This is a genomic window from Cytobacillus purgationiresistens, assembly GCF_030813235.1.
Lineage (GTDB): Bacteria > Bacillota > Bacilli > Bacillales > Cytobacillaceae > Cytobacillus > Cytobacillus purgationiresistens.
The window spans coordinates 1-23603 of sequence record NZ_JAUSUB010000020.1; the positions used below are offsets into that span (position 1 = coordinate 1).

At 39.2% G+C, this 23603-nt stretch carries 25 protein-coding genes; 5 read left to right on the forward strand and 20 right to left on the reverse strand.

The window, feature by feature from the left end; translation table 11 throughout:
* Positions 1–365: 365 nt before the first annotated feature.
* Positions 366–1304, reverse strand: coding sequence for a DHH family phosphoesterase (locus tag J2S17_RS19210; protein WP_307477393.1), 939 nt, complete (start codon positions 1302–1304; stop codon positions 366–368).
* A 127-nt stretch (positions 1305–1431) separates the two neighbouring features.
* On the opposite strand from J2S17_RS19210, the gene J2S17_RS19215 reads away from it, so the two are divergent.
* Positions 1432–1740 (forward strand): YtpI family protein, encoded by a 309-nt coding sequence (locus J2S17_RS19215; RefSeq protein ID WP_307477394.1) that lies wholly within the window; start codon positions 1432–1434, stop codon positions 1738–1740.
* 56 nt (positions 1741–1796) lie between these two features.
* Here the strand turns inward: J2S17_RS19215 and J2S17_RS19220 are convergent, their stop codons facing one another.
* The 4 genes from J2S17_RS19220 to J2S17_RS19235 all read right to left on the reverse strand — a co-directional run bounded on the left by J2S17_RS19220 (position 1797) and on the right by J2S17_RS19235 (position 4500).
* A complete protein-coding gene (locus J2S17_RS19220) occupies positions 1797–3113 on the reverse strand; it encodes a CBS domain-containing protein (protein ID WP_307477395.1) in 1317 nt (438 codons plus the stop codon).
* A gap of 93 nt (positions 3114–3206) precedes the next feature.
* Complete coding sequence (locus tag J2S17_RS19225) at positions 3207–3449, reverse strand: hypothetical protein (protein ID WP_307477396.1); 243 nt, start codon at positions 3447–3449, stop codon at positions 3207–3209.
* Positions 3450–3543: 94 nt separating this feature from the next.
* The gene (locus J2S17_RS19230; protein ID WP_307477397.1) at positions 3544–3708 is read right to left on the reverse strand and encodes a hypothetical protein; all 165 of its coding nucleotides are present in this window, start codon (positions 3706–3708) and stop codon (positions 3544–3546) included.
* Positions 3709–3819: 111 nt separating this feature from the next.
* On the reverse strand, positions 3820–4500 hold the full coding sequence (locus J2S17_RS19235) for a metal-dependent hydrolase (protein ID WP_307477398.1): 681 nt from the start codon (positions 4498–4500) through the stop codon (positions 3820–3822).
* A gap of 166 nt (positions 4501–4666) precedes the next feature.
* On the opposite strand from J2S17_RS19235, the gene J2S17_RS19240 reads away from it, so the two are divergent.
* The gene (locus tag J2S17_RS19240) at positions 4667–5767 is read left to right on the forward strand and encodes a M24 family metallopeptidase (RefSeq protein WP_307477399.1); all 1101 of its coding nucleotides are present in this window, start codon (positions 4667–4669) and stop codon (positions 5765–5767) included.
* Positions 5768–5907: 140 nt separating this feature from the next.
* Here the strand turns inward: J2S17_RS19240 and J2S17_RS19245 are convergent, their stop codons facing one another.
* From J2S17_RS19245 to J2S17_RS19270, 6 genes are all read right to left on the reverse strand, one after another.
* On the reverse strand, positions 5908–7392 hold the full coding sequence (locus J2S17_RS19245) for an aldehyde dehydrogenase family protein (RefSeq protein WP_307477479.1): 1485 nt from the start codon (positions 7390–7392) through the stop codon (positions 5908–5910).
* Positions 7373–8125: an SDR family NAD(P)-dependent oxidoreductase gene (locus J2S17_RS19250; RefSeq protein ID WP_307477400.1), complete on the reverse strand. Its 753-nt coding sequence runs from the start codon at positions 8123–8125 to the stop codon at positions 7373–7375. The genes J2S17_RS19245 and J2S17_RS19250 overlap by 20 nt, the downstream gene beginning before the upstream one ends.
* Before the next feature lie 57 nt (positions 8126–8182).
* Positions 8183–9409 carry a M20 family metallopeptidase gene (locus J2S17_RS19255; RefSeq protein WP_307477401.1) on the reverse strand — a complete coding sequence of 409 codons (1227 nt, stop codon included), beginning with the start codon at positions 9407–9409 and terminating at the stop codon, positions 8183–8185.
* 20 nt (positions 9410–9429) lie between these two features.
* Positions 9430–10896, reverse strand: a complete 1467-nt coding sequence (panF, locus tag J2S17_RS19260) for a sodium/pantothenate symporter (protein WP_307477402.1) — start codon at positions 10894–10896, stop codon at positions 9430–9432.
* Positions 10893–11186, reverse strand: coding sequence for a YhdT family protein (locus J2S17_RS19265; RefSeq protein ID WP_307477403.1), 294 nt, complete (start codon positions 11184–11186; stop codon positions 10893–10895). Before J2S17_RS19265 ends, panF begins: the two co-directional genes overlap by 4 nt.
* A gap of 195 nt (positions 11187–11381) precedes the next feature.
* A complete protein-coding gene (locus J2S17_RS19270; RefSeq protein ID WP_307477404.1) occupies positions 11382–11537 on the reverse strand; it encodes a hypothetical protein in 156 nt (51 codons plus the stop codon).
* A 106-nt stretch (positions 11538–11643) separates the two neighbouring features.
* Here J2S17_RS19270 and J2S17_RS19275 point away from each other — a divergent pair, with 106 nt between their 5' ends.
* Positions 11644–12123 carry a universal stress protein gene (locus J2S17_RS19275; protein WP_307477405.1) on the forward strand — a complete coding sequence of 160 codons (480 nt, stop codon included), beginning with the start codon at positions 11644–11646 and terminating at the stop codon, positions 12121–12123.
* A gap of 762 nt (positions 12124–12885) precedes the next feature.
* Here the strand turns inward: J2S17_RS19275 and argH are convergent.
* The 3 genes from argH to pbp4b all read right to left on the reverse strand — a co-directional run bounded on the left by argH (position 12886) and on the right by pbp4b (position 17218).
* Positions 12886–14277: an argininosuccinate lyase gene (gene argH, locus J2S17_RS19280; protein ID WP_307477406.1), complete on the reverse strand. Its 1392-nt coding sequence runs from the start codon at positions 14275–14277 to the stop codon at positions 12886–12888.
* Positions 14274–15485 carry an argininosuccinate synthase gene (locus tag J2S17_RS19285; RefSeq protein WP_307477407.1) on the reverse strand — a complete coding sequence of 404 codons (1212 nt, stop codon included), beginning with the start codon at positions 15483–15485 and terminating at the stop codon, positions 14274–14276. The genes argH and J2S17_RS19285 overlap by 4 nt, the downstream gene beginning before the upstream one ends.
* Before the next feature lie 359 nt (positions 15486–15844).
* On the reverse strand, positions 15845–17218 hold the full coding sequence (pbp4b, locus tag J2S17_RS19290) for a penicillin binding protein PBP4B (protein WP_307477408.1): 1374 nt from the start codon (positions 17216–17218) through the stop codon (positions 15845–15847).
* A 320-nt stretch (positions 17219–17538) separates the two neighbouring features.
* Here pbp4b and J2S17_RS19295 point away from each other — a divergent pair, with 320 nt between their 5' ends.
* On the forward strand, positions 17539–17853 hold the full coding sequence (locus J2S17_RS19295) for a hypothetical protein (protein WP_307477409.1): 315 nt from the start codon (positions 17539–17541) through the stop codon (positions 17851–17853).
* A gap of 52 nt (positions 17854–17905) precedes the next feature.
* Here the strand turns inward: J2S17_RS19295 and J2S17_RS19300 are convergent, their stop codons facing one another.
* Together J2S17_RS19300 and J2S17_RS19305 are read right to left on the reverse strand one after the other, a co-directional pair.
* Entirely contained in the window at positions 17906–18418 is a 513-nt protein-coding gene (locus J2S17_RS19300) for a MogA/MoaB family molybdenum cofactor biosynthesis protein (protein WP_307477410.1), read from the reverse strand.
* Complete coding sequence (locus tag J2S17_RS19305; protein WP_307477411.1) at positions 18415–19257, reverse strand: EcsC family protein; 843 nt, start codon at positions 19255–19257, stop codon at positions 18415–18417. Before J2S17_RS19305 ends, J2S17_RS19300 begins: the two co-directional genes overlap by 4 nt.
* A 206-nt stretch (positions 19258–19463) precedes the next feature.
* On the opposite strand from J2S17_RS19305, the gene J2S17_RS19310 reads away from it, so the two are divergent.
* Positions 19464–20177, forward strand: coding sequence for a globin-coupled sensor protein (locus J2S17_RS19310; protein WP_307477412.1), 714 nt, complete (start codon positions 19464–19466; stop codon positions 20175–20177).
* Positions 20178–20389: 212 nt separating this feature from the next.
* Here the strand turns inward: J2S17_RS19310 and J2S17_RS19315 are convergent, their stop codons facing one another.
* From J2S17_RS19315 to J2S17_RS19330, 4 genes are all read right to left on the reverse strand, one after another.
* Positions 20390–20683: a hypothetical protein gene (locus J2S17_RS19315; protein WP_307477413.1), complete on the reverse strand. Its 294-nt coding sequence runs from the start codon at positions 20681–20683 to the stop codon at positions 20390–20392.
* Between the two features lie 25 nt (positions 20684–20708).
* Positions 20709–20876 (reverse strand): hypothetical protein, encoded by a 168-nt coding sequence (locus tag J2S17_RS19320; RefSeq protein WP_307477414.1) that lies wholly within the window; start codon positions 20874–20876, stop codon positions 20709–20711.
* Positions 20877–21173: 297 nt separating this feature from the next.
* Positions 21174–22361 (reverse strand): acetate kinase, encoded by a 1188-nt coding sequence (locus J2S17_RS19325; RefSeq protein ID WP_307477415.1) that lies wholly within the window; start codon positions 22359–22361, stop codon positions 21174–21176.
* Between the two features lie 221 nt (positions 22362–22582).
* Complete coding sequence (locus J2S17_RS19330; protein ID WP_307477416.1) at positions 22583–23569, reverse strand: class I SAM-dependent methyltransferase; 987 nt, start codon at positions 23567–23569, stop codon at positions 22583–22585.
* Between the last annotated feature and the right edge of the window lie 34 nt (positions 23570–23603).

Genomic DNA, 23603 nt, shown 5'->3' on the forward strand with positions numbered 1-23603 from the left:
CCTTCATGGCAGTTTGACTTATGACCTCGAGGGGCTAGGCCCTGCAGCTAGACAACTGAAATGCGGAAGGGCCTTGCTCAGCCACGACAAGCATAAGGCAGACTGGCAGGAAGGTTTGATTTTTAACCTTTGACTTATGACCTCGAGGGGCTAGGCCCTGCAGCTAGACAACTGAAATGCGGAAGCCTTGCCGAGAGGCGACAAGCTTAAGACAAGAATTCCAGAAGGTTGGTTTTTACCTTTATGGGAGGCTTGGCTTAAGACCTCGAGCCCCTTGGCCCTGTAGCAGCAAGACAAAACGACATGCGATAGGACCTCCCTCACCCGAAGCGAATCGAAAAGAGCATTTCCGCCCTACTTCTCTTTCACCCTTCTTGACAAATATCGACTAAATCTACAATCACTTCATTCATCTCATCCCAGCTATAAATAGAAGCGCCGGCAGCTAATGGATGGCCTCCGCCTTTATACTTTCTTGCCAACTCATTAATGACTATACCTTTAGACCGGAAGCGAACTCTAATTTGATCGGTCTCTTCTATAAAGAACACCCACGCTTTTATGCCGGATATATGTGCCAACTCACTTACTAAGAGTGATGCTTCTGCAGGTTTTGCTTGATATTCTTCCAAAAGTTCCTTTGTAATGACCATAACAGCTACTCCATCGGAACGCATTTCAAAGTTTTGCAGAACATAACCATGCAGCTTTACAATATTCGGCTTCATCTCATACATCTTGTCAAATAACTCTGTTCTGGAAAAATTAAATTGAATGAGTTCACCTGCGTAATCAAATGTTTTATTTGATGTGCTTGGATAAATAAATCTTCCCGTATCCCCTACGATTCCAGCGAAAAGTAATCTTGCTGCTTCATCTGACATCTTCAAGCCCTTATCCATTCCGAATAAATAAAACTCATATATCATTTCACTGACTGAGCTCGCATCCGTATCTACCCAGATGAGATCACCATAAGGATCCATATTGGGATGATGATCGATTTTTATTAATTGATCACCGAGAAGATAACGATCATCACAAATCCGATCGGAATTTGCAGTATCACAAACGATCACCAACGCCCCTGAATAGGTCTTATTCGGAATATCATCAAGCCTTCGTAAATAATGAAGGGTCTCCTCTTCTTTTCCAACAGTATATATATTTTTATTGGGAAAGGAAGCTTTTAATACTTCTGCCAGACCCCCTTGTGATCCATAAGCATCCGGGTCTGGCCGGATGTGACGATGAATAATAATTGTGTCATAGCGTTTAATCGCTGCTAATATTTGCTCTTTCATTTCATTCTCCTTCCATAAATATTTTGGATCTAAGGAAAATATCCAAGAAACTATTACACAAATGTGGAATTTTCTTGGCCATACAGTTAAAATAAAAATAGCTTGTCGATTTTTTGGAGGTAGAACTATGCCCATTTTTGTCGTATTCATTATCTTGTCGTTCGTATTTTATCTCTTCTATAAAGTAAGATATTTCAGGTCCAAACGACCTGCTGAAAAACAATGGATCTCCGCCAAATCCAAAATAGCTCTTGGAATATTCGTTGCGATTTTCGGTATTAATCAGCTGTTCTTATTCCCTACAACCGTCTCTTATATTGTTGCTGCAGTATTTATTGTGGTAGGGGGACTAAGCATTTGGAACGGAATTAGAATGTATAAATTCTTCCTGCCCCACGCAATTGAAGAAGCGGAATATATTAAAAACCAACAATGATTGTTGATTAAAACCGTCTCTTTAAAAGAGACGGTTTTAATTTTTAAATCAAAGATTTATCGTTCAATCAGCTGACACATCATCATGGCTTTCCCTACTAAAACGCCCTCATTGTAAACTTCCACATCAACTTTACCAAACTTTCGCCCAACCTCAAGCACTTTGGGGTAAATTTCAAGCATGCTTTCAATTTGAACAGGCTTTAAGAAGTAGATTGTCATATTCTCTACGACCAGATCTCCTTTTTTATAGCTTCTTAATATGCGATTTGCCGCCTCTGCCACAATCGTTGTTAAGACTCCATAAGAAATCGTTCCAATATGATTGGTCATTTGCGGAGTAACCTCACATCGATAGACTGGGTCCCCTTTTGTTTTTCCTGAGGTTAACACTAGCTGATTGGTAACCGTATCATCTATGGTCTCGCCAACTTGCGGCTGACGCTGAATCACTTGCAGCGCCTTTAATACATCCTGCCTGCTAATAATTCCTTCAAGCTTGTTTGTATCATCAACTACAGGCAGAAGCTCAATTCCTTCCCATACCATCATATGAGAAGATGAGGCAACACTTGTTTTCCCGCCAACTGTCATTGGGTTTTTCGTCATGACTTTATCAATAGATGTATCAGGATCATGCCCCATAATATCCTTGGATGTAACCATTCCTTGGACCTTCATATTTTGATCAACGACTGGAAAACGGCTATGTGTTGTTTCACGGTTATATCTTAGCCAATCAGATATGGTATCTGTCGTCTGCAGCCGAATCGTTTCCTCAAAAGGCATAAGTATATCTTCAACAAGGACAATTTCTTTTTTGATTAATTGATCATATATCGCACGGTTAATCATCGTTGCAACTGTAAAAGTATCATAACTGGTAGAAATAACCGGCAGTTCTAAATCATCTGCAATTTTTTTTACATCATCCTCCGAGTCAAAGCCGCCTGTAATCAAGACTGCCGCACCAGCTCTAAGAGCCAGCTCGTGAGCATTCGTTCTGTTACCGACAATTAAAAGATTCCCTGCACCTGTGTATCTCATCATGGCTTCAAGTTTCATTGCACCGATTACAAACTTATTCAAAGTTTTATGCAGTCCAGTACGACCGCCTAAAACCTGTCCATCCACAATGTTTACCACTTCAGCAAAAGTCAGCTTCTCAATATTTTCTTTCTTTTTCCGCTCAATACGAATAGTACCCACTCGTTCTATCGTACTCACATAACCTTTATTCTCGGCATCCTTAATCGCCCGATAAGCTGTTCCTTCACTTACCGATAATGCCTTGGCAATTTGTCTGACTGATATTTTTTCACCTACAGGCAATTCATCAATATAGTGTAAAATCTGTTCATGTTTTGTAGCCAAGACCGTCACCCTCTATCTTCATCCTTATTCTTATTATAAGATGAAAATTGTCTATGTTCAATTAACGGCTGGCATCAATATGGATTTAGTTTGTTACTGATAAGAACGGACCTTCTTTTTCTGCGTATTTGAGCGCCTTCTTCTCGTTTTTCCCGCTTGTTTTGGCGCATACAGAAGCGCTGTTAAATTTCCAGCGATAACAATCAGCGCAAGAACGAGCCAGGTGATGGAGAAGAAACCTTCAGCCCCGCCACTATAAATATCTAATCGAGGCATAGCATAGTACAAAAGCATGCCTGATAGAAGCAAACATAGAATATAACGTTGTTTTTTCATAAATAAAACGCCCTCCAATAAGCTTTTCTATCATATTTATGCAGACGAGCTGGAAAGATGCCTATCTTCTCTTGTTCAAGGAATGGTTAGTATCTTACTGAATTTCTCTAATCTCTTTTTCAGCTTCATGGGCACCACATTGTGAAAGTAGCACCCATGGTACCGTTTTAGTCACTATAAACCGTTTTTTAGTCACCCAGAAATCTTTTTTAGTCACTCTAATCCTTTTTTTAGTCACTCCCCACTCTTTTTTAGTCACTCAATGGAGTCTCTTTTTTCCGCCGTCACGGGCACTGTTTTGTGAAGGTCAAAAAAAGCAGCTAAAGGAAAATAATCTCCTTTAGCTGCTCAAATTTTAGCGATTTATTTGTTACAGTTCAATGACACCGCCGGCTTCGAGTACTTTAACGGAATCTCCTTCTACCATTTGAGCAAATTTATGAGGGTCCTGTTTGATTGGCGGGAAGGTATTATAGTGAATCGGCACTACTTGCTTCGCTCCAAGCAACTGTACTGCATAGGCTGCATCTTCCGGTCCCATTGTAAAGTTGTCTCCAATTGGAATAAAGGCTAAATCAATTGGATGACGATCACCAATTAATTTCATATCAGAAAACAATCCGGTATCTCCGGCATGGTAAATCGTTTTGCTGTTGATAGTGAGCAGAACACCTGCAGGCATGCCAAGGTAAATGATTTCGTTATTATCAGTCACAAGTCCTGTGCCATGGAAGGCCTGTGTTAGCTTGACCTTCCCAAAATCAAATTGATACGCCCCACCGATGCTCATGCCATGTGTATTCACACCATGAAAGCCAAGATAAGAAGCAAGTTCTGCATTGCCGATTACGAGTGAGTTATTTTTCTTAGCAAGCTCAATTGTGTCTCCCAAATGATCGCCGTGGCCATGGGTGACAATGATTACATCGGGCTTTTCTTCCTCCACCTTTAAATCTGTTAATTCATTGCCTGTAATAAATGGGTCAAAAAGAATTGTTTTATCTTCAGTTTGAACCTTAACGATTGAATGTCCATGAAATGATACTTTCATTACGAATCCCCTTTCTATTGAATGTATGTATTGATATTTCAACATGAAGTGTCCCTATCCCTTTTTATTACCCGCTATTCTTTATATTTAAACAGTTCTTAAAGTTTACATTTTCACATTTAGTTGATACGCTCAATATATAACTCAAATGAGGAGGTTTTTATTAATGAATCATAAAATAAATCAAGTAGCTTCGTGGATGAAGGATAACGGAATAGAAGTATCTTTCTTAACATCATCTGAAAATGTCTTCTATTTAAGTTCATTTTTCAGCGATCCTCATGAGCGTCTACTAGGATTAGCCATCTTCCAAGAAGCAGACCCGTTTCTTGTATGCCCAAAAATGGAAATAGAAGATGCCAAAAATGCCGGATGGAATGGTGAAATCGTTGGATACAGCGATATCGAAAATCCATGGGAGCTCGTACATAATGCCATCAACAAAAGAGTCAGCAAGGTAACTAAAGTGGCAATTGAGAAAGAGCATATGAATGTTGAACGCTATGAAGCATTAACAGAATTATTCCCAAATGCTGCTTTCGCTTCAGCGGAAGAAAAACTGCGCAAATTAAGAATGGTGAAGGATGCCGACGAATTGGCAATAATCAAAGAAGCTTGTGCTTTAGCTGATTTTGCCATTGAAACAGGCTGTGCTGAGATTGCAGAAGGCAAATCAGAATTGGAAGTGCTTGCAGCCATTGAATTTGCATTGAAGAAAAAGGGCGTTAATGAAATGTCCTTCTCTACAATGGTGTTAACAGGCAAAAATGGCGCTTCGCCACATGGCACACCTGGCAGCACCAAAATTCAAAAAGGTGATTTGGTTCTATTTGACTTAGGAGTTGTTTGGAAAGGCTATTGCTCCGACATCACTAGAACTGTAGCATTTGGCGATATCAATGATAAGCAAAAAGAAATCTATGACACCGTTTTAAAAGCTCAGCTGGCGGCAGTTGAAGCAAGCAAGCCGGGCGTTAAGGCATCAGAAGTTGATTTAACAGCTAGAAAAATCATTGCGGATGCAGGATACGGGGACTATTTCCCGCATCGCCTAGGACATGGTTTAGGTGTGAGTGTCCATGAGTATCCTTCATTAACAGAGACAAATGATTTGCTGCTTGAAGAGGGTATGGTCTATACAATTGAGCCGGGAATTTATGTACCAAATGTTGCTGGTGTAAGAATTGAGGATGACCTTGTTTTAACAGCAAATGGGGCGGAAGCGTTGACTAAGTTTCCGAAAGAATTGCAGATTATCGGCAAATAATAAACAAGCAAAAAGCCTGCATCAAGTATGCAGGCTTTTTGCTTAATAAAAAAATTTTAATTGTACAGCCAGCTTACTTCTTCACAGAATACAAGAGAGAAATCTTAATAGCTTCACCTGAAGGCAAAAGTCGTCTTGGTTTAAAATTTTACAGCAACATTCTTCAGCTGCGTGTAATTCCTTAAAGCCTCCAAGCCTTTTTCCCTACCAAACCCGCTCTTCTTATAGCCTCCAAAAGGCATTTGTATGCCTCCGCCCGCCCCATAGTTATTAATAAAAATTTGACCGGCTTTTATTTTCCCTGCAAGCCGATGCGCTTTTCCGATATCCTTTGTCCAGATGCCTGCTACTAATCCATATTCGCTATTATTCGCAAGTTCCAATGCTTCTGATTCATCATAAAATGAGAAGGCAGTGACAACTGGGCCAAATACTTCTTCCTGGGCAATGCATTGGTTGGGACCTACTTGATCGAGTATCGTTGGACGATAAAAACACCCTTCCTTACTGCCTTCTATGATTACGCGCTCTCCTCCAGTCACAATCCTGGCTCCCTCTTCCCTTGCAGCAGAAACCAATTCAGCTATTCTATTAAACTGCTTCTCTGAAATAATCGGACCTATATCGGAATCTTCTATTCCTGGCCCAACAGTCAGCTTTTCCATTCTCACTTTAATTAGTTCAAGGAATTCATCTTTTATATTCTCTTCGATTAGCAGCCGGGAACCTGCAGAGCATGTTTGGCCTGCATTCTGAATGATTGATTTAACCACCCACTCAGATGCCTCTTCCATATCGCAATCAGCAAATATGATATTAGGAGATTTCCCTCCCAATTCAAGAGTAACTGGTGTCACATTTTTTGCTGCTTCACTCATAACAGCAATGCCTGTTATGACCGATCCTGTAAAGGTGACATGGCTGACTTTACGATGCTTGACCAATGCCACACCCGCTTCCTGTCCATAGCCTGTAACGATATTAAGAATTCCATTGGGCAAATCTGTTTCATCTATCAGCTCCGCCAGCTTTAACGCTGTTAGCGGCGTGTCCTCAGCAGGTTTTACAATGACCGCATTTCCTGTCGCAATAGCTGCTGCAGTGCTTCTTGCCATGATTTGAATTGGGTAATTCCACGGAACAATATGCGCAGTGATGCCGATTGGCTCTCGTACTGTGTAATCAAGAATGCCCGGTTCAATTGGAATCGTCTCGCCGAACACTTTGTCTGCCACCCCGGCATAGTAGTCAAAGTACTTTGCCGCAGCCTCGACATCCGCTCTTGCTTGGGTGATTGGCTTACCTGTATCAGCGGTTTCCAATTGAGAGAGCTCCTCTTTTTTATCTCTTATTTTTAAAGCAATATCATAAAGCAGCTTCCCGCGATTCGCGGGATGAAAGGATTGCCATTCGCTGGATTCAAATGCGGAGTCCGCCGCTTCAACTGCAAGTTTCACATCCTCCTCACTTCCGCGGGCTATTTTGGCCAGCAGCTGGCCATTCGCCGGATTATAGGTGGCAAAGACCGTTTTGGATTGGCTCTCTACCCATTCCCCCCCAATATACATGCGCAAATGCTTTTCCTTCCCAATCATTATGCTTCCTTTATAATCCACGTCCACCATCGACATTTAAAATCGCCCCCGTTACCATTTTGGCTTCATCTGAACATAAGTAAACAATTGCATTCGCAATATCATCTGGCTGGATTAAGCTTCCCATCGGCACGCTATCCTTGAAGATCGAATTTTTTACAGTTTCAGCATCAGCATCCGCGGCTGCAAATTGACCCAGCATATCTGTTTCTGCAGGTCCTGGATTAATTGCGTTGACCCTTATATTGTCTGAAGCAAGTTCAATTGCCAAAGCACTTGTCAAAGAAAGGATCGCACCTTTAGAAACAATATATGCATTTAAACCGGGACGAGGCCTCACTGCTGAAATAGAACTTATATTTACAATGGCACCGTTTCCGTTCTTTTTCATAACGGGAATGGCAAACTTCGATGTTAAAAAGGCAGCTGTTACATTCGTATCCAAGATTCGATGCCATTCTGCAATTGTGACATCTTCAACAGGTGTAGCTCTTTGGGCAATACCTGCAATATTGACTAGCCTATCCACTGTGCCAAAACGGTTCACTGCTTTATACACCAGTTCCTCTACTTCTGCTTCATTATTCAAATCAGCTTGCAACGTCAGAAGATTTGGATGTTCGCCCATTTCAGATATTAATCTCTTAGTATTAATATCTGTTGCAGCTACCGATGCACCTTCTTCTAAAAAGCGCTTTACTGTCTCCATCCCCATTCCTCCAGCTGCTCCAGTAATGATAGCTGTTTTATTCAATAACCTCATGCGATTCACCGCTTTCTTTTACTTTTAGACATCATTCCTTCTCGCAAAGCCATAGATTCACAAGCGATCGTCTTTCAAAAAGTTTAAAGCCGCTTGTTTATATATCTGTGTTGTAACTGCTAATTCTTCCACTTCAATATACTCATCAATTTGGTGCGGGACTTCACGGTCTCCTGCTCCAATTGTAATAATCGGAATCCCTTCAAGAGACAGAAATGTCCCATCCGTTGCCCCAGGGACACCATTATAAACTGGAGGCAATCCAGTTAAATCGCTGTATGCAGACGCAACTGCTTTTACAACCGGATCATTTCGATCAGTTGAAGTCCATGGACGGTCCTCAATTACTTCAAGCTCTGCTTTAAAATCTTGATCATTTTCTTTCAGCTTCTGGAGGATTCCATTCATTTGGCTGATCAAAGTCTGATGATTCTGCCCAGGAACGGTGCGTATATCCAGTGTAGTCATGCACTGATCTGGGACCACATTGATTTGCGCTTCGCCGGAGACTGGCGCTTGAAGTATAGTTGGAGTGATGCTTGGCCATCCGAGGTATTCATGCTTCCCGAGTCTCTCCTTCTCTCTTTGTTCCAGTTCATCCAACTCACAAATAATTTTTGCCATTCTCGTATTGGGATTGATGCCGCTTAAAGGCATCGCTCCATGCGCCATTTTTCCGAAAGTTCGGACGATCACTCTCAAAGCGCCTTTTTGCATAATGCATAATTGATTTTCCTCAGGTTCGCATATGATTGCTCCATCTACATCTCTTGCCCACCCGTTTTCAATAAACTTCTTAATCCCTATCATCATTCCTTCTTCATCGCAGGGCACACAAAGAATGATTTTCCCTGTAAAAGGCTCCTTATCTAGGATTATCGAGCGCACCGCCGTAATTGCACATGCTAAATTCCCTTTTGTATCATTCGTTCCGCGACCGTACATGATTCCATTTTCGATTACTGCCCCGAAAGGATCATATGTCCATAGTTCTCTGTCACCTTCTGTAACCACATCAGTATGACCTTCAAAAAGAAGCGTTTTCCCTGGTTTTCCGGAATCAAGAATACCAATGACATTTGGTCTTCCCGGTGCTGCTTCTTCGATATAAACGTCTAATCCCAGTGCTTTCAAATAATCAAATACATAATTAGCTGCTTTCTTTTCATTTCCGTCTCTGTCATTCGGCCGATAAACGCTTTCTATTCGGACAAGCTCCTGAGTAAGATGAATCACCTCATCCTTATCTCTTAAATAACTCGGATTGTCAGAAAGTTTAATCATTGTATCTCCTCCCAATTATCTTAAACGTACCAAAACTTGTCTTCGATTTTTTGCTGCTGCTGAACATTTCTGTTCATCGTCAATAAACTAACCGACACATAGACGATAAGTGATAAAAGAACTGGGACGACTACTGTATGCATGCCCCATAGATTTGGAGACAATCGATCTAATAATATATATGAGCCAACGCCAAAAATCATAGAGCTAATTGCTCCATAGGCGTTGCCTTTTCTCCAATAAAGGCCAAGTACAATCGGCCAGATAAATGCTGCCTCCAGCCCACCAAAGGCAAATAAGTTCAACCAAATCAATAAATCGGGCGGATGAATAGCGGATAGATAAACTAGTAAACCCAATAATGCTGTAACACTTAAACTTACATTTTTAATTCTCTTTTCTGATGCTGTCGGCTTAATATAATTTATATATATATCCTTTACAAGAGCAGAGCTGACAAGCAAGAGCAGGGAGTTAACAGTAGAAACTACAGCAGCAATCGGCGCAGCAAGCACGATGCCCGCAAGCCATGAGGGCAGAATACTCAGAGTAAGTGTAGGCATAACTGTATCTCCAATCTCAATCCCCGGCATGACTGCCCTGGCAAAAACACCTGTAAGATGCATGCCAAGCATGATTATTCCAGTTACTATCGTTCCGATAATCATTGCTGTATGCATTGCTTTAGAATTCTTATATGACATAGCTCTCACCGCGATTTGGGGCAAAGCAACGACTCCTACACCAACCAAAATCCAAAAACTGGATACATATAAGGGCGTCAATGAACCATCTGCTCCAAATGGAGTAATTAAGTTCGGATTTTCTGCTACTAATTCATTCATAATATTGGTCACTCCACCACCTGCAATGATTGTTCCAATAAGAATGATTAATGTTCCAATAAACATAATAAATCCAAGAATTGTATCAGTTAATGCCACCGCTCTAAATCCACCTATTACCACAAAAAACAGAACGGAAATTGTGAAGATAAACAAGGCTGTTTGATAAGACACTCCCATAAAGGACTCAAGTAAGCGTCCTCCGCCAATCCATTGCGCAGCCATAGATGCAAATAAAAAGATGACGATGCAGACGGAAGAGAGAATGACTACCCATTTGCTGTTATATCGTTCACGCAAAAAGTCATTAATTGTAACTGCTTTGATCTTTCTTGCAGTAATCGCGAACTTTTTGCCTAATACGGATAAAGTGAAATAGCCAGTCACAACCTGAGCCATCGAAAGCAACACCCATCCTAAGCCTGTATTATAGGCAACACCTGGACCTCCTATAAAACTGGAGGCACTTCCATATGTAGCAACCATCGTCATAGCTAAAACCAGGCCGCCGAGATTTCTTCCTCCTAAAAAATACTCCTGTAAAAAATCGGGACCTTGTTTGACAAAGCGCGCGGCATAAAAGCCCACTAAAAAAAGTGTTGCCAGAAAGATGACGAGAGGAATAGCCACACCTAAATTCATTGAGTCTCCTCCTCTTTCCCTTCATTCTCAAAAGGCACATCTGAGAAGAAAAAGCGGACTACAATAAATACTAGGATAGTAATGAATATAAATCCCGCTACACAGCTATAGAAAAACCAAGCAGGCAAGCCAAAGACAAATGTATATTCCTCAACAGGAGCACTGCCCATCCCATATGCAAATCCGTACCACCATAAAAAATTTATTATTGCTAAGCCAATAGCGATAAGAGCCTCTCTATTCGAAACCTTAAAACGAGGATCTATTTTCTTGTCTTTTCTAGTGTCCATAATAAAACCTCCTTCTGATAGTATAGCATTTAATTCTAAATAAATAGAATATTCATACTAATATCTATTCTAATATAAAATGGTAAAAAGGAGATTAGACATTTTGACAATTCTTTAAAGAAATGTCATGACAGTTTGTAAATAAAAAAAGGTTTAAGCATTCTTACAAGATGCTTAAACCTTTTTTCCGCTCTATTAACTTAACTCATTTTCCTGATTTTCTTGATTACTTATTTCATTTCGATCCACTGTGCCACTATTGTATGCTTCCATAATCGAATCACTAATTGACTTTTCTGCCTCATCTTCATTGTAGAAGTTTTGGATTGCATTCTCTTCATTCTTTTTCAAGTCAGTTCACTCCTTTGTCAAAATAATTTACTTTTATTGTTTGATTTTTTGCTACATTTATTCGCAAAAAGGGTATGTATAATATAGGTAAAGGAGGAGATAAAAAATGAGTATAAAATATCAAAACATACTGGTTGCTGTGGATGGTTCAAATGAAGCGGAATGTGCTTTTAGAAAAGCGATGGAAATTGCTAAAAGTAATCAAGCTAATCTGATTTTGACTCATGTTATCGACACTCGAACATACGCTGCTGTTGAGGCTTATGACCGAACAAGTGCAGAACGGGCAGACACATTCGCTAAAGAATTAATGGAAAAATATAAAAACGAATGCTTCGAAGCTGGCATCACCCATGTAGAATATGAAATTGAGTATGGTTCTCCTAAAGTAAAAATCCCTAAAGATGTTGCACTGAAACATAATATCGACTTAATCATTTGCGGTGCTACTGGTTTAAATGCTGTAGAAAGATTCCTCATTGGCAGCGTATCTGAGCATATTACCCGTCATGCGCCATGTGATGTTTTAGTCGTAAGACCAAATAAAACCGTCAATAACAAAGACAGACTTGATAGACTGGCGTAGATGTGATTGAATCAACACGATTCTTATCTCAACTGCCGAGAAACGCCCTTTTCAGATAAGAAAGTGTAGGATTCTTATCTCAAATGCCGAGAAACGCCCTTTTCAGATAAGAAAGTGTAGGATTCTTAGCTCAAATACAGAGAAACGCTCTTTTCAGATAAGAAAGTGCTGGATTCTTAGCTCAAATACAGAGAAACGCCCTTTTCAGATAAGAAAGTGCTGGATTCTTAGCTCAAATGCCGAGAAACGCCCTTTTCAGATAAGAAAGGGCTGGATTCTTAGCTCAAATACAGAGAAACACCATTTTCAGATAAGAAAGTGCTAGATTCTTAGCTCAAATACAGAGAAACGCCCTTTTCAGATAAGAAAGGGCTGGATTCTTAGCTCAAATGCCGAGAAACGCCCTTTTCAGATAAGAAAGTGCTGGATTCTTAGCTCAAATGCCGAGAAACGCCCTTTTCAGATAAGAAAGGGCTGGATTCTTAGCTCAAATGCCGAGAAACACCCTTTTCAGATAAGAAAGTGTAGGATTCTTAGCTCAAATGCCGAGAAACGCCCTTTTCAGATAAGAAAGATTAGGATTCTTAGCTCAAATACAGAGAAACGCCCTTTTCAGATAAGAAAGTGCTGGATTCTTAGCTCAAATGCCGAGAAACGCCCTTTTCAGATAAGAAAGGGCTGGATTCTTAGCTCAAATACCGAAAAACGCCCTTTTCAGATAAGAAAGACCTTTATATGAAAAGCAAAAAAGAGCAGGCTGTATTATACAGCGTGCTCTTCTGATTTAAGCAATGATTTCGCTTTATTAATTGCAAGTTTCACTTGTGCAAATCCTGTTCCACCAGCACTATTTCTTCTCTCGACAGCTGTGTATGGATCTAGGACCTTATAGATTTCATTTTCGAATAAAGTGTTAACCTCTTTATACTCTTCTATTGGCAAGTCACCAAGGTAACAGCCTTTTTGCACACAAGCTAATACAAGCTTTCCAACAATTTCATGGGCTTCGCGGAACGGTACGCCTTTTCCGGATAAATAATCAGCCAGTTCAGTCGCATTGGAAAAATCATTTTTCGTCGCTTTTTCCATTTGCTCATCTTTTACTTTCATTGTCTTAATCATTCCAGCAAAGATTTTCAATGAACCAATCACTGTTTTAACCGTATCAAACATGCCTTCCTTGTCTTCTTGCATATCTTTATTATAAGCAAGTGGCAGACCTTTTAAGACGGTCAGCAGACCCATCATATTGCCGTAAACTCGTCCTGTTTTACCACGAATTAATTCCGCCATGTCTGGGTTTTTCTTTTGCGGCATAATGCTGCTTCCAGTGGCAAAGCTATCATCTAATTCGATAAACTGAAACTCTTGGCTGGACCAAAGAATGAATTCCTCACTAAGTCTTGATAAGTGCATCATTAACATTGAGCTGGATGATAAGAACTCAAGAATGAAATCCCTGTCACTTACAGCATCCAGACTATTTTCATAAATTCCATCGAATCCTAGCAGCTCAGCTGTCTGATAGCGGTCAATTGGGAAAGTCGTCCCTGCCAAAGCACCTGCTCCAAGCGGAGAGATGTTAATGCGTTTCACGCTTTCTGTAAAGCGCTCTTTATCACGCTGAAGCATCCAGAAGTACGCCATTAAATGATGCCCGAAAGAAATTGGCTGCGCTCTTTGGAGATGCGTATATCCCGGCATAACTGTTTCTACATTTGCCTCAGCTTGCTCTACAAGTGCTGTTTGCATTTCTTCGATTAATTCTATAATCAACTTCACTTGCTTCTTCAAATATAAATGCATATCTGTAGCAACTTGGTCATTGCGGCTTCTTGCTGTATGAAGCTTTCCGCCGACAGGACCGACAATGTCTGTAAGAGCGCTTTCTAAATTTAAATGAATATCTTCAAGCTTAACAGAGTAAGACAGTTCATCTTTATCTGCCTTTTCTTGTAATGCTTTAAGACCTTGTTTAATTTTTGCTGCATCCTCTTCACCGATGATCCCATTTGCAGAAAGCATCGTTACATGAGCGATGCTTCCTTCCAAATCTTCCTTTACAAGCTCTTGGTCAAAAGAAATAGATGCGCCAAATTCGTCGACCCATTCCTCAGCAGATTTTGTGAATCTGCCTCCCCATAATTTCTTCACACTGTCACCTGCTTGTTGCTTTGCACAATACTTTGTACTTTTGTTGGAAGACCCCAAAGTTTAATGAAGCCTACTGCTGCATTGTGATCAAACTCATCATCAGAAGTGTAAGTAGCCAATTTTTCATCATATAGTGAATAAGGTGATTTTCTTCCCTCGATAATAGAATGACCTTTGAATAATTTCACTCTTACAGTACCAGTTACAAACTTTTGTGTTTCTTGAAGGAACGCTTCAAGAGCATTTCTTAATTGAGAGAACCAAAGTCCTTCATAAATCAATTCAGAAATCTGTTTTTCAATCACTGGCTTGAAGTGGGCCAATTCTTTTACAAGTGTTAAGTCTTCTAATTCTTTATGTGCTCTAATCAACGTCATTGCACCAGGGCACTCATAGATTTCACGTGATTTAATCCCAACAAGACGATTTTCAACATGGTCAATACGACCCACACCATGTTTGCCTGCAATGTAGTTCAACTCTAGAATTAAATTAGATAGTGGATATTCTTTACCATTTAATGTAACAGGGACACCCTGCTCAAATCCAATTTCGATTATTTCCGGTGTATCTGGCGTATTTTCAAGGCTTGCCGTTAAGTCATAAGCGTCTTCTGGTGGAGCCGCCCAAGGATCTTCTAAAATTCCACACTCATTACTTCTTCCCCAAAGATTTTGGTCAATAGAGTATGGTGAATCTAATTTAATCGGTATAGGAATACCGTTTTGTTTTGCATATTCGATTTCTTCTTCACGAGACCATTTCCAGTCACGAACAGGAGCAAGTACAGTTAAATTTGGATTCAATCCATTAATAGCCACTTCAAAACGGACTTGGTCGTTTCCTTTACCGGTACAACCGTGAGCTACCGCTACAGCACCTTCTTGTTCTGCAACTTCTACCAATTTCTTTGCAATCAATGGACGAGATAATGCAGAAACAAGTGGATATTTATTTTCATAAAGTGCATGCGCCTGTAAGGCAACCAAGGCGAAGTCCTTAGCAAATTCTTCTTTCGCATCAATTACGTATGAAGAAACAGCACCTACTTGTATTGCTTTCTCTTTGATAAAATCAAGATCTTTACCTTCTCCTACATCCAAGCAGCAGGCAACAACTGAATAGCCTTGGTCTCCTAACCATTTAATAGCAACTGAAGTATCTAAACCGCCTGAATAGGCAAGAACAACTTTTTTTGAGTTTGTCATGATATTATTTCCTCCTTGAAGTGTTTACGTATAAATATTCATCTATATATATTTTTATTCAACTTATTATGATACTACTTTAACAACCTTTCCTTAAAAATGCAATAGTTTCGTGCAATTTTCTCAAAAATCTCCATGAATATCACCCTTTTGCATTGGAGCATATATTTTCCCAGAATAAATGATAAAATGGATGTTTTTAAGTTGGCTGCACTTTGCCTTTCCCAAGACGATTTTTATTGCAGCGCTAAGCATTAACTTATAAAGAATAAACAGCAATTCGCAAAAAGAAAAAACAGCACATGGAAGCGACTCGCTTGCATGTGCTGTTTTTTTAATGGTGGATCTGTTCTTATTTTTTAGCGAATCATCGCCTCATATACTGCCTTCACAACATTTCCATATTCACTTATTCCGTAAGTATCTCCGTGAAATTTATTCGGCTCTTTGGAGGGATTTATTACTTTTGAATGTTTTTTGTTCGTCAGTAATGCAATGGCTAAATCATTTTCTTTATCGATGATTGTGACAGTTCCTGTCCATCCTGTATGTCCGAATGCATGTTTACTAGCGTATTCACTGAACATCCATTCCATGCTCTCATTTCCATTAATCCTCCAGCCTAACCCAAACGTTGGACTAAAATCAGAAGGTGAGATAAAGTTTTGAATTGTTTTTTCGTCAAATAGCTGCACTTTGCCATAACCGCCCCCATTCAGCATGACTTGCATAAGAATAGCTAAGTCTGCAGTTGTTGAAAAAAGGCCGGCGTGACCGGATACTCCACCCATAGAATAGAATGCTTTTTCATCATGCACTTCCCCTTGCAATGTGTTGTTTCTAATATTCGGAAATGAAATAGCCCCATCCCTCGTATTACCTAACAGTTCCGTGGCTGCGAATTTCTTTTGCTTTTCCCCCTTATTCAAAGGATTAAATTTGGTTGCTTTCAATTTTAGTGGTTTATAAATGTTCTTCTCCACATATGCATCCAGCTGCTGGCCGGTTATTTCTTCCACGATCATTCCAAGCAGCATATAATCAATATCACTGTATATTTGCGCAGTGCCTGGTTCATTCTCAAGAGGCGTCTTTAACAGCATCTGAAATGTTTTCTCGCGATCCTGAGAATATAAATTTCCTGCTCGATCCGGGTTATGATAATGTATGCTTGATGGAAAGCCGGCAACATGTTGGAGCAAATCCTTTACACGTATTTCCTCTTTCCTTTTAATTATATCTTCAGGCTGATTTTTAAAATCTGGTAAGTAATATTGGACAGTTTCATTAATATCCAAGGCACCAGTGCTTACTAGATGTTGAAGGGCAAAATTGGTTGCATACATTTTTGTATTTGAAGCAAGATCAAAGATTGTTGAAGCTTTCATTTTCTTCGGTTTCTTTAATAAAGAATGTTCTTCATAAATTTGTGAATAGCCATACGCGTCTTCCTTTACAATCTTTCCATCCTTTATTACGATAAGTACTGCGCCTGGAAAACCGGCATTCACTTCTGCTTCAATTAACTGGTCCACCTTTTTCAACCCCTTAGAGGAGAAGCCAGCTTCTTCAGGTTTTTTAGCTTTTTTTAAGGTTGGATAGCCATGTTTTATCGGGTAAGCCCATTGCTGCTCTTTATCATTTTTCATTAGATTTGCCGCATCGGAGCCTGTACTACTTAAAGGCAATAACAAAAGTAATAAAATCAAAATAAGTACAACAGATTTTTTCATATCCTGCTCCTTTTCTAAAAAAGTGGAAGCCACTCGTTCACCGCTCTTTGCCTTTGAGCTGCCTGGAAGAAGGAATTAACATTCAGCCTTCACTTTTATATATATAAATTTTGAATATTAAAATATTTAAATCTATGTTAATATATTCTTCTAGTTGTGTAAACGGAATAGGGAAAATCAGCCCATTTGTTCTATCTCTAAGATGTTAGCTTATAATAGAATACCTATTTGGCTGTTCTTCATTCATCAAACTTTAGACATATATAATTCGCAAGCTATAAAGTAAAATAAAATGACTAACCTTGTGGGGAGAAATATTAATGAAGGAATTTTTTACTTTAAACGAGAGACTCGGCATTCTCGTCCCATCTTTTGAGTATGAATGGGAAATGTATGATAAAGAGACGCAACAAGGAATTTTACTTTACTGGGAAAAAATCAAAGGTCATATTCCGGACCGAATGGCTGAGCTCGAAAAAATAATTAATCGCAAACAAGATGCCTTATCGAATGAAAGCGACTTTAATCATTCCTGCAGACTTAATAGTGAGATTGCCGAGCTTGCATCTCAAATAAATGATTTATGGCTGTGGTATCGAACAAATCAGAATTTATCTGATAAAAGACATTTTTAAATTCCGCACAGTTCAGCAGAAGAAAAGCAGACAAGCCAAACTCGTCTGCTTTTTATAAATCTTTATTTAATTCTTTAACAATATGACCAATTTCAGGGATAATCAGCTTATTCATCGCAAGCTTAACAGCTCCAGATGATCCCGGTGTACAAAATACTGCCTTATTGGAAATCACTCCTGCCGCTGCTCTGGATAAGATAGCCGCTGATCCAATATCCTCTGTATAGCTGAGCATCCTAAATAATTCACCAAAACCATTGATTTCTTTTTCAAATAATTCTGCAGCAGTTTCTATGGTAACATCCCTGAGAGCGATTCCCGTTCCTCCATTTGTGATAATCACATCCACTTGACCATTTGCAATGCCCTCAAGAATAGATGCTTGAATAGCTGTTTTCTCATCCTTTACAATCTCGTAGTCGACTGTTATATGACCGGCTTCTTGAAGAAGCACCTTCATAAGCTTGCCGCTTTTATCCGTTTCTTCATTTCTTGTATCGCTGACGGTGATTACTTTACATCTTACTTGTTTCGGTGCAGATTGTTTATGTTCAATGATGCTCAATATTCTTCACCTTTCTTATTTGCTAAATACCTTAACTGATAGTATTTATGAGCAAAATCAGTTACCTTTCGAGTGAGCTGGTAGTTTGCTCCCGCACCAATTGCCATGCTAATGAAAGGTACGCCTTGTATTGACTTTTTCCTTAACATAAATATCGTTATAGCTTTCAGAAGTTGCTTAATAGGCTGTTCCAGCCAAGTCACGTCCGTTAAATCATCTTTACCCTCATAAAAATAAAGATCCTCATTCCGTTCCAAATCATTTAGCAAGTCCTCCCATGCTCTGCTCTGCATCCGCGGCGGCAGAGTTGATGCATGGAATACTTTTAAAGAACTCATCATTTCAAACGGAGTGTTTACTTCAACGCCATAAGTCATCGCAATAAGCTGAACGGACCTTAAATTGATGACAGCCATAGCAGGTATATCACTGCCTAGCATAACGGCTCCGCCAGTTCCTGCTGCTCCGCCTTGAACCAATGAATACATGCGGTGACGCGCGATTTGCTGTTTAGCTATGTATTGAAGCTGATCAATCTGAAGCACATTCATATCCTCGAGCGTTTGTATTTCCGGTTGAAAAATACGCCCTGCTGTCAATATCCGTTCCTTTGCATCAATTTGTAAATGTGACCCTTGAATCAATGCATGCAAATGGAATAACCAGCTATCTAAAGCCGTAAAAAATTGCGCTTGAACCTCTTCGGACAATAAAGAAAAGGCATGCTCTAAATATTTTTCATACGAGCGCTCAATGTCATTTGGCTCATAGCTGAAGATTTTCTGCTCCCATTCACGTATTTCCTCAAGTACCGCTTGCTCCCGCTCTTTTAATGCCATAATCAGCTTCCTCCATTTCTGTTCTTAAATTTGTATTTAGTATAGCATAACCCCATGCATGATTGCCTGTCATAGTAGGTAAGTACCAAAGATAGAGAAAATATATATATTTCAGAGAATAGGTGTTTATGTCTATATCATTATTGGGTAATAAGCACTATCTTATAAGATGATGGAATTGAATATAGACAATGAGGTGTTATGCAATGATCACAATGTTTAAAAAGAAAAATCTATCTTTACTTGAAAAGATTTCTGATATAGAAGTAGAAGTTAATATAACTAATCCTTTATTGGCATCAAAAATCAAAATGTTAAAGATCAATCATACTGAAATGCGGTTTATAGCAAGTCTGCAGCCTTTAATTAGAGATCATATTTCTTTTGTTGTAGATTCGTTCTATGAAACAATTTTTCTAATACCTGAATTGCAGAATATGATTCAGCAGCATAGTACTGCTGATAAATTGCGAGGAACCCTGCAAGATCATATAATCGAGCTTTTCAGTGGTCAAATTGCTGATACTTTTATGGAAAAGAGATTGCGCGTAGCCAAAGTCCATTATCGCATTGCCTTAAGAGTAGTGGAAATCGTCAAAGACATTGCCAATCAAACGAATTTACTAGCCTTAAATTCTGCGATTGAGGCAGCCAGAGCCGGTGAGCATGGAAAAGGATTTGCTGTTGTATCGCATGAGGTAAAGAAGCTGGCAGATCAAACAGTAAATTCAATCGATCATATTCAAAACTTAATCAGCACATCAAGAAACTACTCTGAATTAGTGATCACGTCAATTAAAGTGAACGAAGTCATTCAAGAAGGAAGATCTAAAGCCTCACAATCGAATGATATGTTGGAAAATATCAATCACTCATCCACTATTAGCTTGGAAAGGGCTATGGAGCCCAGCTACAAATGAAGGAACTTGCTGCTGTTATTGAAGAAATAGGTGAATCTACCAATCACGTTGCGACATCAGCTGAAAGACTAGTCGAAGTATCAAATTTGGCATAATAACTAAAAGCCCTTCTCTTTGAGAAAGGGCTTTTGCTGCTGATAAGGTAAAGCGATACTACCTCAATTATGAGCACACATTGATTGAGGCTGGTGTTTAAATGTTTGAAATCGTCTTTAAAGTAAATGTTCAATATAGCTCTCCATTTCAAATGGTTCAGTAGTAGACTCAAAGCGTTCTATAACATTACCTTCTTTATCAATAAAAAATTTGGTGAAGTTCCTTTTAATAGAGTCTCCATGCAAGTAGTGGGGATATTTCTCGTTTAAGATTGCCATTAGCAGCTTTGTAACTGGATGATTCATATTAAAGCCTTCAAAAGGCTTCTGACTTTCTATATAAGTAAATAATGGGTGTGCTTCATTGCCTCTCACATCAATCTTTTTATAAATCGGAAAAATCCACACCATTATTCATTGCGCAAAATTCAGAAATCTATCCATCTTTCCACGGCTCTTGATCAGCAAATTGATTGAAAGGAAATGCTAGGGTTTGAAACCCTCTATCTTGATATCCCTCTTGCAATTTTTGCAAATCAGATAATTGTGGAGTGAATCCACAATTCGTAGCAGTGTTTACAATCAGCAGCACTTTACCTTGCATTCAAATCTGCTGTTAAACCACTTGAAGTCATTCCTTTATAATCAAGAACACTCATCATTATCCTCTTACAAACCTTATTATGTAGTTGCCTATAAGCCTCATTTTACATCACTCGATACATAAGACTCATCACCTTATACCTATCACCCGTTTATTTAGGCATCATACTTTAATAAGAAGGCTAAAATAATGTTTATTTTTAGAGAAAAAAACCTCCTTCATGTTAAACATGAAAAAGGTTATCCATTAATTACTATTCAATCAGCGAAAAACATTTGAGGAAGCTTTCAAAGCTTATTACAAAGCCTTTCTCACAACGTCTCTAGCAATCATCACCTCTTCATTTGTCGGTATGATCATCACTTTTACTGGTGAATGAGGATAATTGATAAATGCCTCTTTGCCGCGAACCTTATTTAAGGCTGGGTCCCAGTAGACACCCATAAATTCTAGGCCCCTTAATACACGCTCCCGAATTACATCACTGTTTTCACCAATACCAGCTGTGAAAATAATTGCATCGATGCCATACATTCTGGCTGCGTATGAACCGATATATTTATGAATATGGTTTGCGAATACTTCTAAAGCAAGCTCGGCTCGGTCATTTCCATCCTCTGCTTCTGTTTCAATATCGCGCAGGTCGCTTGAAAATCCTGTTACACCAAGCAGCCCGCTCTTCTTATTTAGCACTTCCAGCACTTCATCGGCTGTTTTATCTGTTTTCTCCATAATAAATGGTATCAATGCAGGGTCAATATCTCCCGAGCGCGTACCCATGGTTACACCAGCCAGCGGAGTGAAGCCCATTGAAGTATCGATGGATTTCCCGCCTTCAATTGCGGCAATACTGGCGCCATTTCCTAAATGACAAGAAATCAACCTCAATTGTTCGAGTGGACGTCCCAACATTTCTGCGGCACGCTCAGATACATATTTGTGTGAAGTCCCATGAAATCCGTATTTTCGAATCCCATAATCTGTATAGTAATTATAAGGCAAACTGTACAAGAATGAACTTTCTGGCATCGTTTGATGAAAAGCCGTATCAAAAACTGCTACTGCCGGCACTTCTGGCAACACTTGTTGAAAAGCTTTGATTCCCGTTATATTTGCAGGATTATGGAGTGGGGCTAACTCTGATAGCACATCTAATTTGTCGAGTACAGTTTCAGTTATTAAAACTGACTCTGAGAAATCCTCTCCCCCATGCACCACACGATGCCCAATTCCTTCAATCTCATTTAAAGATTCAATGATTCCATGTGAGGTCAATTTCTGCAAAAGCAACTGTACCGCTACTTCATGATTTGGAATATCTGCCGTATCGATTACCTTTTTACCTTCAACAGAGATACTAAAGATTGAATCTTTTAATCCAATTCTCTCGACTAAACCTTTAGTTATGACTTCTTCACTTGGCATTTCAAATAGCTGAAACTTTAAAGATGAACTGCCGGCGTTTATTGCAATGATCTTTGCCATACGGCAACCGCTCCTTTATATCATACACGATATTATTTATAGTCAACACTTGTAGGCATTTTTATGTTAATAGGACTTTTTTAACCGTCCAATGTATCATTTAACCATGCTGACCATGACATTTCAAGACATTAAGTAACAAATCACCGCTTCAATATAAAGTAATTATATTCTGATTTTTACCCTTAATAAAAGCCGAGGGGTTTGCCCTCAGCTCATATCTACTCTTTATTCTCTTTAAACCATCCATTAATTTGTTTTAAGATTTTATCTACTTCTGCCGTCTTCGATAAACTAGGTAGATTTACGAGCAAGGCTTGTTTAGGCGGCTTTACATCTTCCGCTTTCTTTTGAATGATAAAAATACTTTTCGCTGATTTTTCATTTTTAAATAGTGAAATAGGCAAATGCAGCAGCCCTTGAATAATCACTTGCTCTTTTAAAAACTCGTGCAGTTTCGGAGACTGTTCACTTTCAAATAATCCATTAGGGATGATTAAGAATAAATATCCTCCTGGCTTTACATGCTTTAAGCTTTGCTCAATAAATAAATGATGGGCATAGGAATGTCCTTCATCTGCTTTTAACTCATAGTCCGCCGCTCTTAAATCATTCGGATAGAATCCTACGGGCAAATCGCTTATAACAGCATCCACTTCCTCCATAAATAATGGCTCTAAGCTGTCTTGATTAAAAAATTGGATGGGATGCTTTTGAAGGTTCGCATTAATATAAGCTAATTTGATAAGGAGATCGTCAATCTCGATTCCCGTAGCCTCAACTGATTTTCCATTTTGTTGATTGATGACAGTTGTTAATAGATTACCTGTACCTACGGCAGGATCCAGTAACTTTATAGAATCTCTTTGTACAAATTTATTTACTAAATATCCAACTAGCATCCCAATGGAATCAGGTGTCATTTGGTGGTTTGGCTGTACATTTTCTTTCATTCCTTTAAGGATGGCAAGCTGGAAGGATTTACGCAATTCTTCACTAGAGAACTTATCCAAGTGGAGGGATTCATAGCTTTTCTTCAGCCTCTTCAAAGTTAATTCACTAAGCTCTTCTTGCAGGATACTCTCATGGAATAAATTTTCACCTGTTTCAGCTAATGCTTCCAAATAGGTGCAATCTAATTCTTCTTTTATCATATCTGATGTTTCATTAAGTGCAGTGAATAATTCCTCAACTGGAGTTATTTTCATTTTAGACCTCTCCCGTCTGTATTCTATTTTCCTA

Bases quoted from the DNA above. Each gene is read 5' to 3' on its own strand.
- J2S17_RS19210 (WP_307477393.1), bottom strand. From the start codon at position 1,304: ATGAAAGAGCAAATATTAGCAGCGATTAAACGCTATGACACAATTATT.
- J2S17_RS19215 (WP_307477394.1), top strand. From the start codon at position 1,432: ATGCCCATTTTTGTCGTATTCATTATCTTGTCGTTCGTATTTTATCTC.
- J2S17_RS19225 (WP_307477396.1), bottom strand. From the start codon at position 3,449: ATGAAAAAACAACGTTATATTCTATGTTTGCTTCTATCAGGCATGCTT.
- J2S17_RS19235 (WP_307477398.1), bottom strand. From the start codon at position 4,500: ATGAAAGTATCATTTCATGGACATTCAATCGTTAAGGTTCAAACTGAA.
- J2S17_RS19240 (WP_307477399.1), top strand. From the start codon at position 4,667: ATGAATCATAAAATAAATCAAGTAGCTTCGTGGATGAAGGATAACGGA.
- J2S17_RS19245 (WP_307477479.1), bottom strand. From the start codon at position 7,392: ATGGTGGACGTGGATTATAAAGGAAGCATAATGATTGGGAAGGAAAAG.
- J2S17_RS19250 (WP_307477400.1), bottom strand. From the start codon at position 8,125: ATGAGGTTATTGAATAAAACAGCTATCATTACTGGAGCAGCTGGAGGA.
- J2S17_RS19255 (WP_307477401.1), bottom strand. From the start codon at position 9,409: ATGATTAAACTTTCTGACAATCCGAGTTATTTAAGAGATAAGGATGAG.
- panF (WP_307477402.1), bottom strand. From the start codon at position 10,896: ATGAATTTAGGTGTGGCTATTCCTCTCGTCATCTTTCTGGCAACACTT.
- J2S17_RS19265 (WP_307477403.1), bottom strand. From the start codon at position 11,186: ATGGACACTAGAAAAGACAAGAAAATAGATCCTCGTTTTAAGGTTTCG.
- J2S17_RS19275 (WP_307477405.1), top strand. From the start codon at position 11,644: ATGAGTATAAAATATCAAAACATACTGGTTGCTGTGGATGGTTCAAAT.
- J2S17_RS19285 (WP_307477407.1), bottom strand. From the start codon at position 15,485: ATGACAAACTCAAAAAAAGTTGTTCTTGCCTATTCAGGCGGTTTAGAT.
- pbp4b (WP_307477408.1), bottom strand. From the start codon at position 17,218: ATGAAAAAATCTGTTGTACTTATTTTGATTTTATTACTTTTGTTATTG.
- J2S17_RS19295 (WP_307477409.1), top strand. From the start codon at position 17,539: ATGAAGGAATTTTTTACTTTAAACGAGAGACTCGGCATTCTCGTCCCA.
- J2S17_RS19305 (WP_307477411.1), bottom strand. From the start codon at position 19,257: ATGGCATTAAAAGAGCGGGAGCAAGCGGTACTTGAGGAAATACGTGAA.
- J2S17_RS19310 (WP_307477412.1), top strand. From the start codon at position 19,464: ATGATCACAATGTTTAAAAAGAAAAATCTATCTTTACTTGAAAAGATT.
- J2S17_RS19315 (WP_307477413.1), bottom strand. From the start codon at position 20,683: ATGGTGTGGATTTTTCCGATTTATAAAAAGATTGATGTGAGAGGCAAT.
- J2S17_RS19320 (WP_307477414.1), bottom strand. From the start codon at position 20,876: ATGCAAGGTAAAGTGCTGCTGATTGTAAACACTGCTACGAATTGTGGA.
- J2S17_RS19325 (WP_307477415.1), bottom strand. From the start codon at position 22,361: ATGGCAAAGATCATTGCAATAAACGCCGGCAGTTCATCTTTAAAGTTT.
- J2S17_RS19330 (WP_307477416.1), bottom strand. From the start codon at position 23,569: ATGAAAATAACTCCAGTTGAGGAATTATTCACTGCACTTAATGAAACA.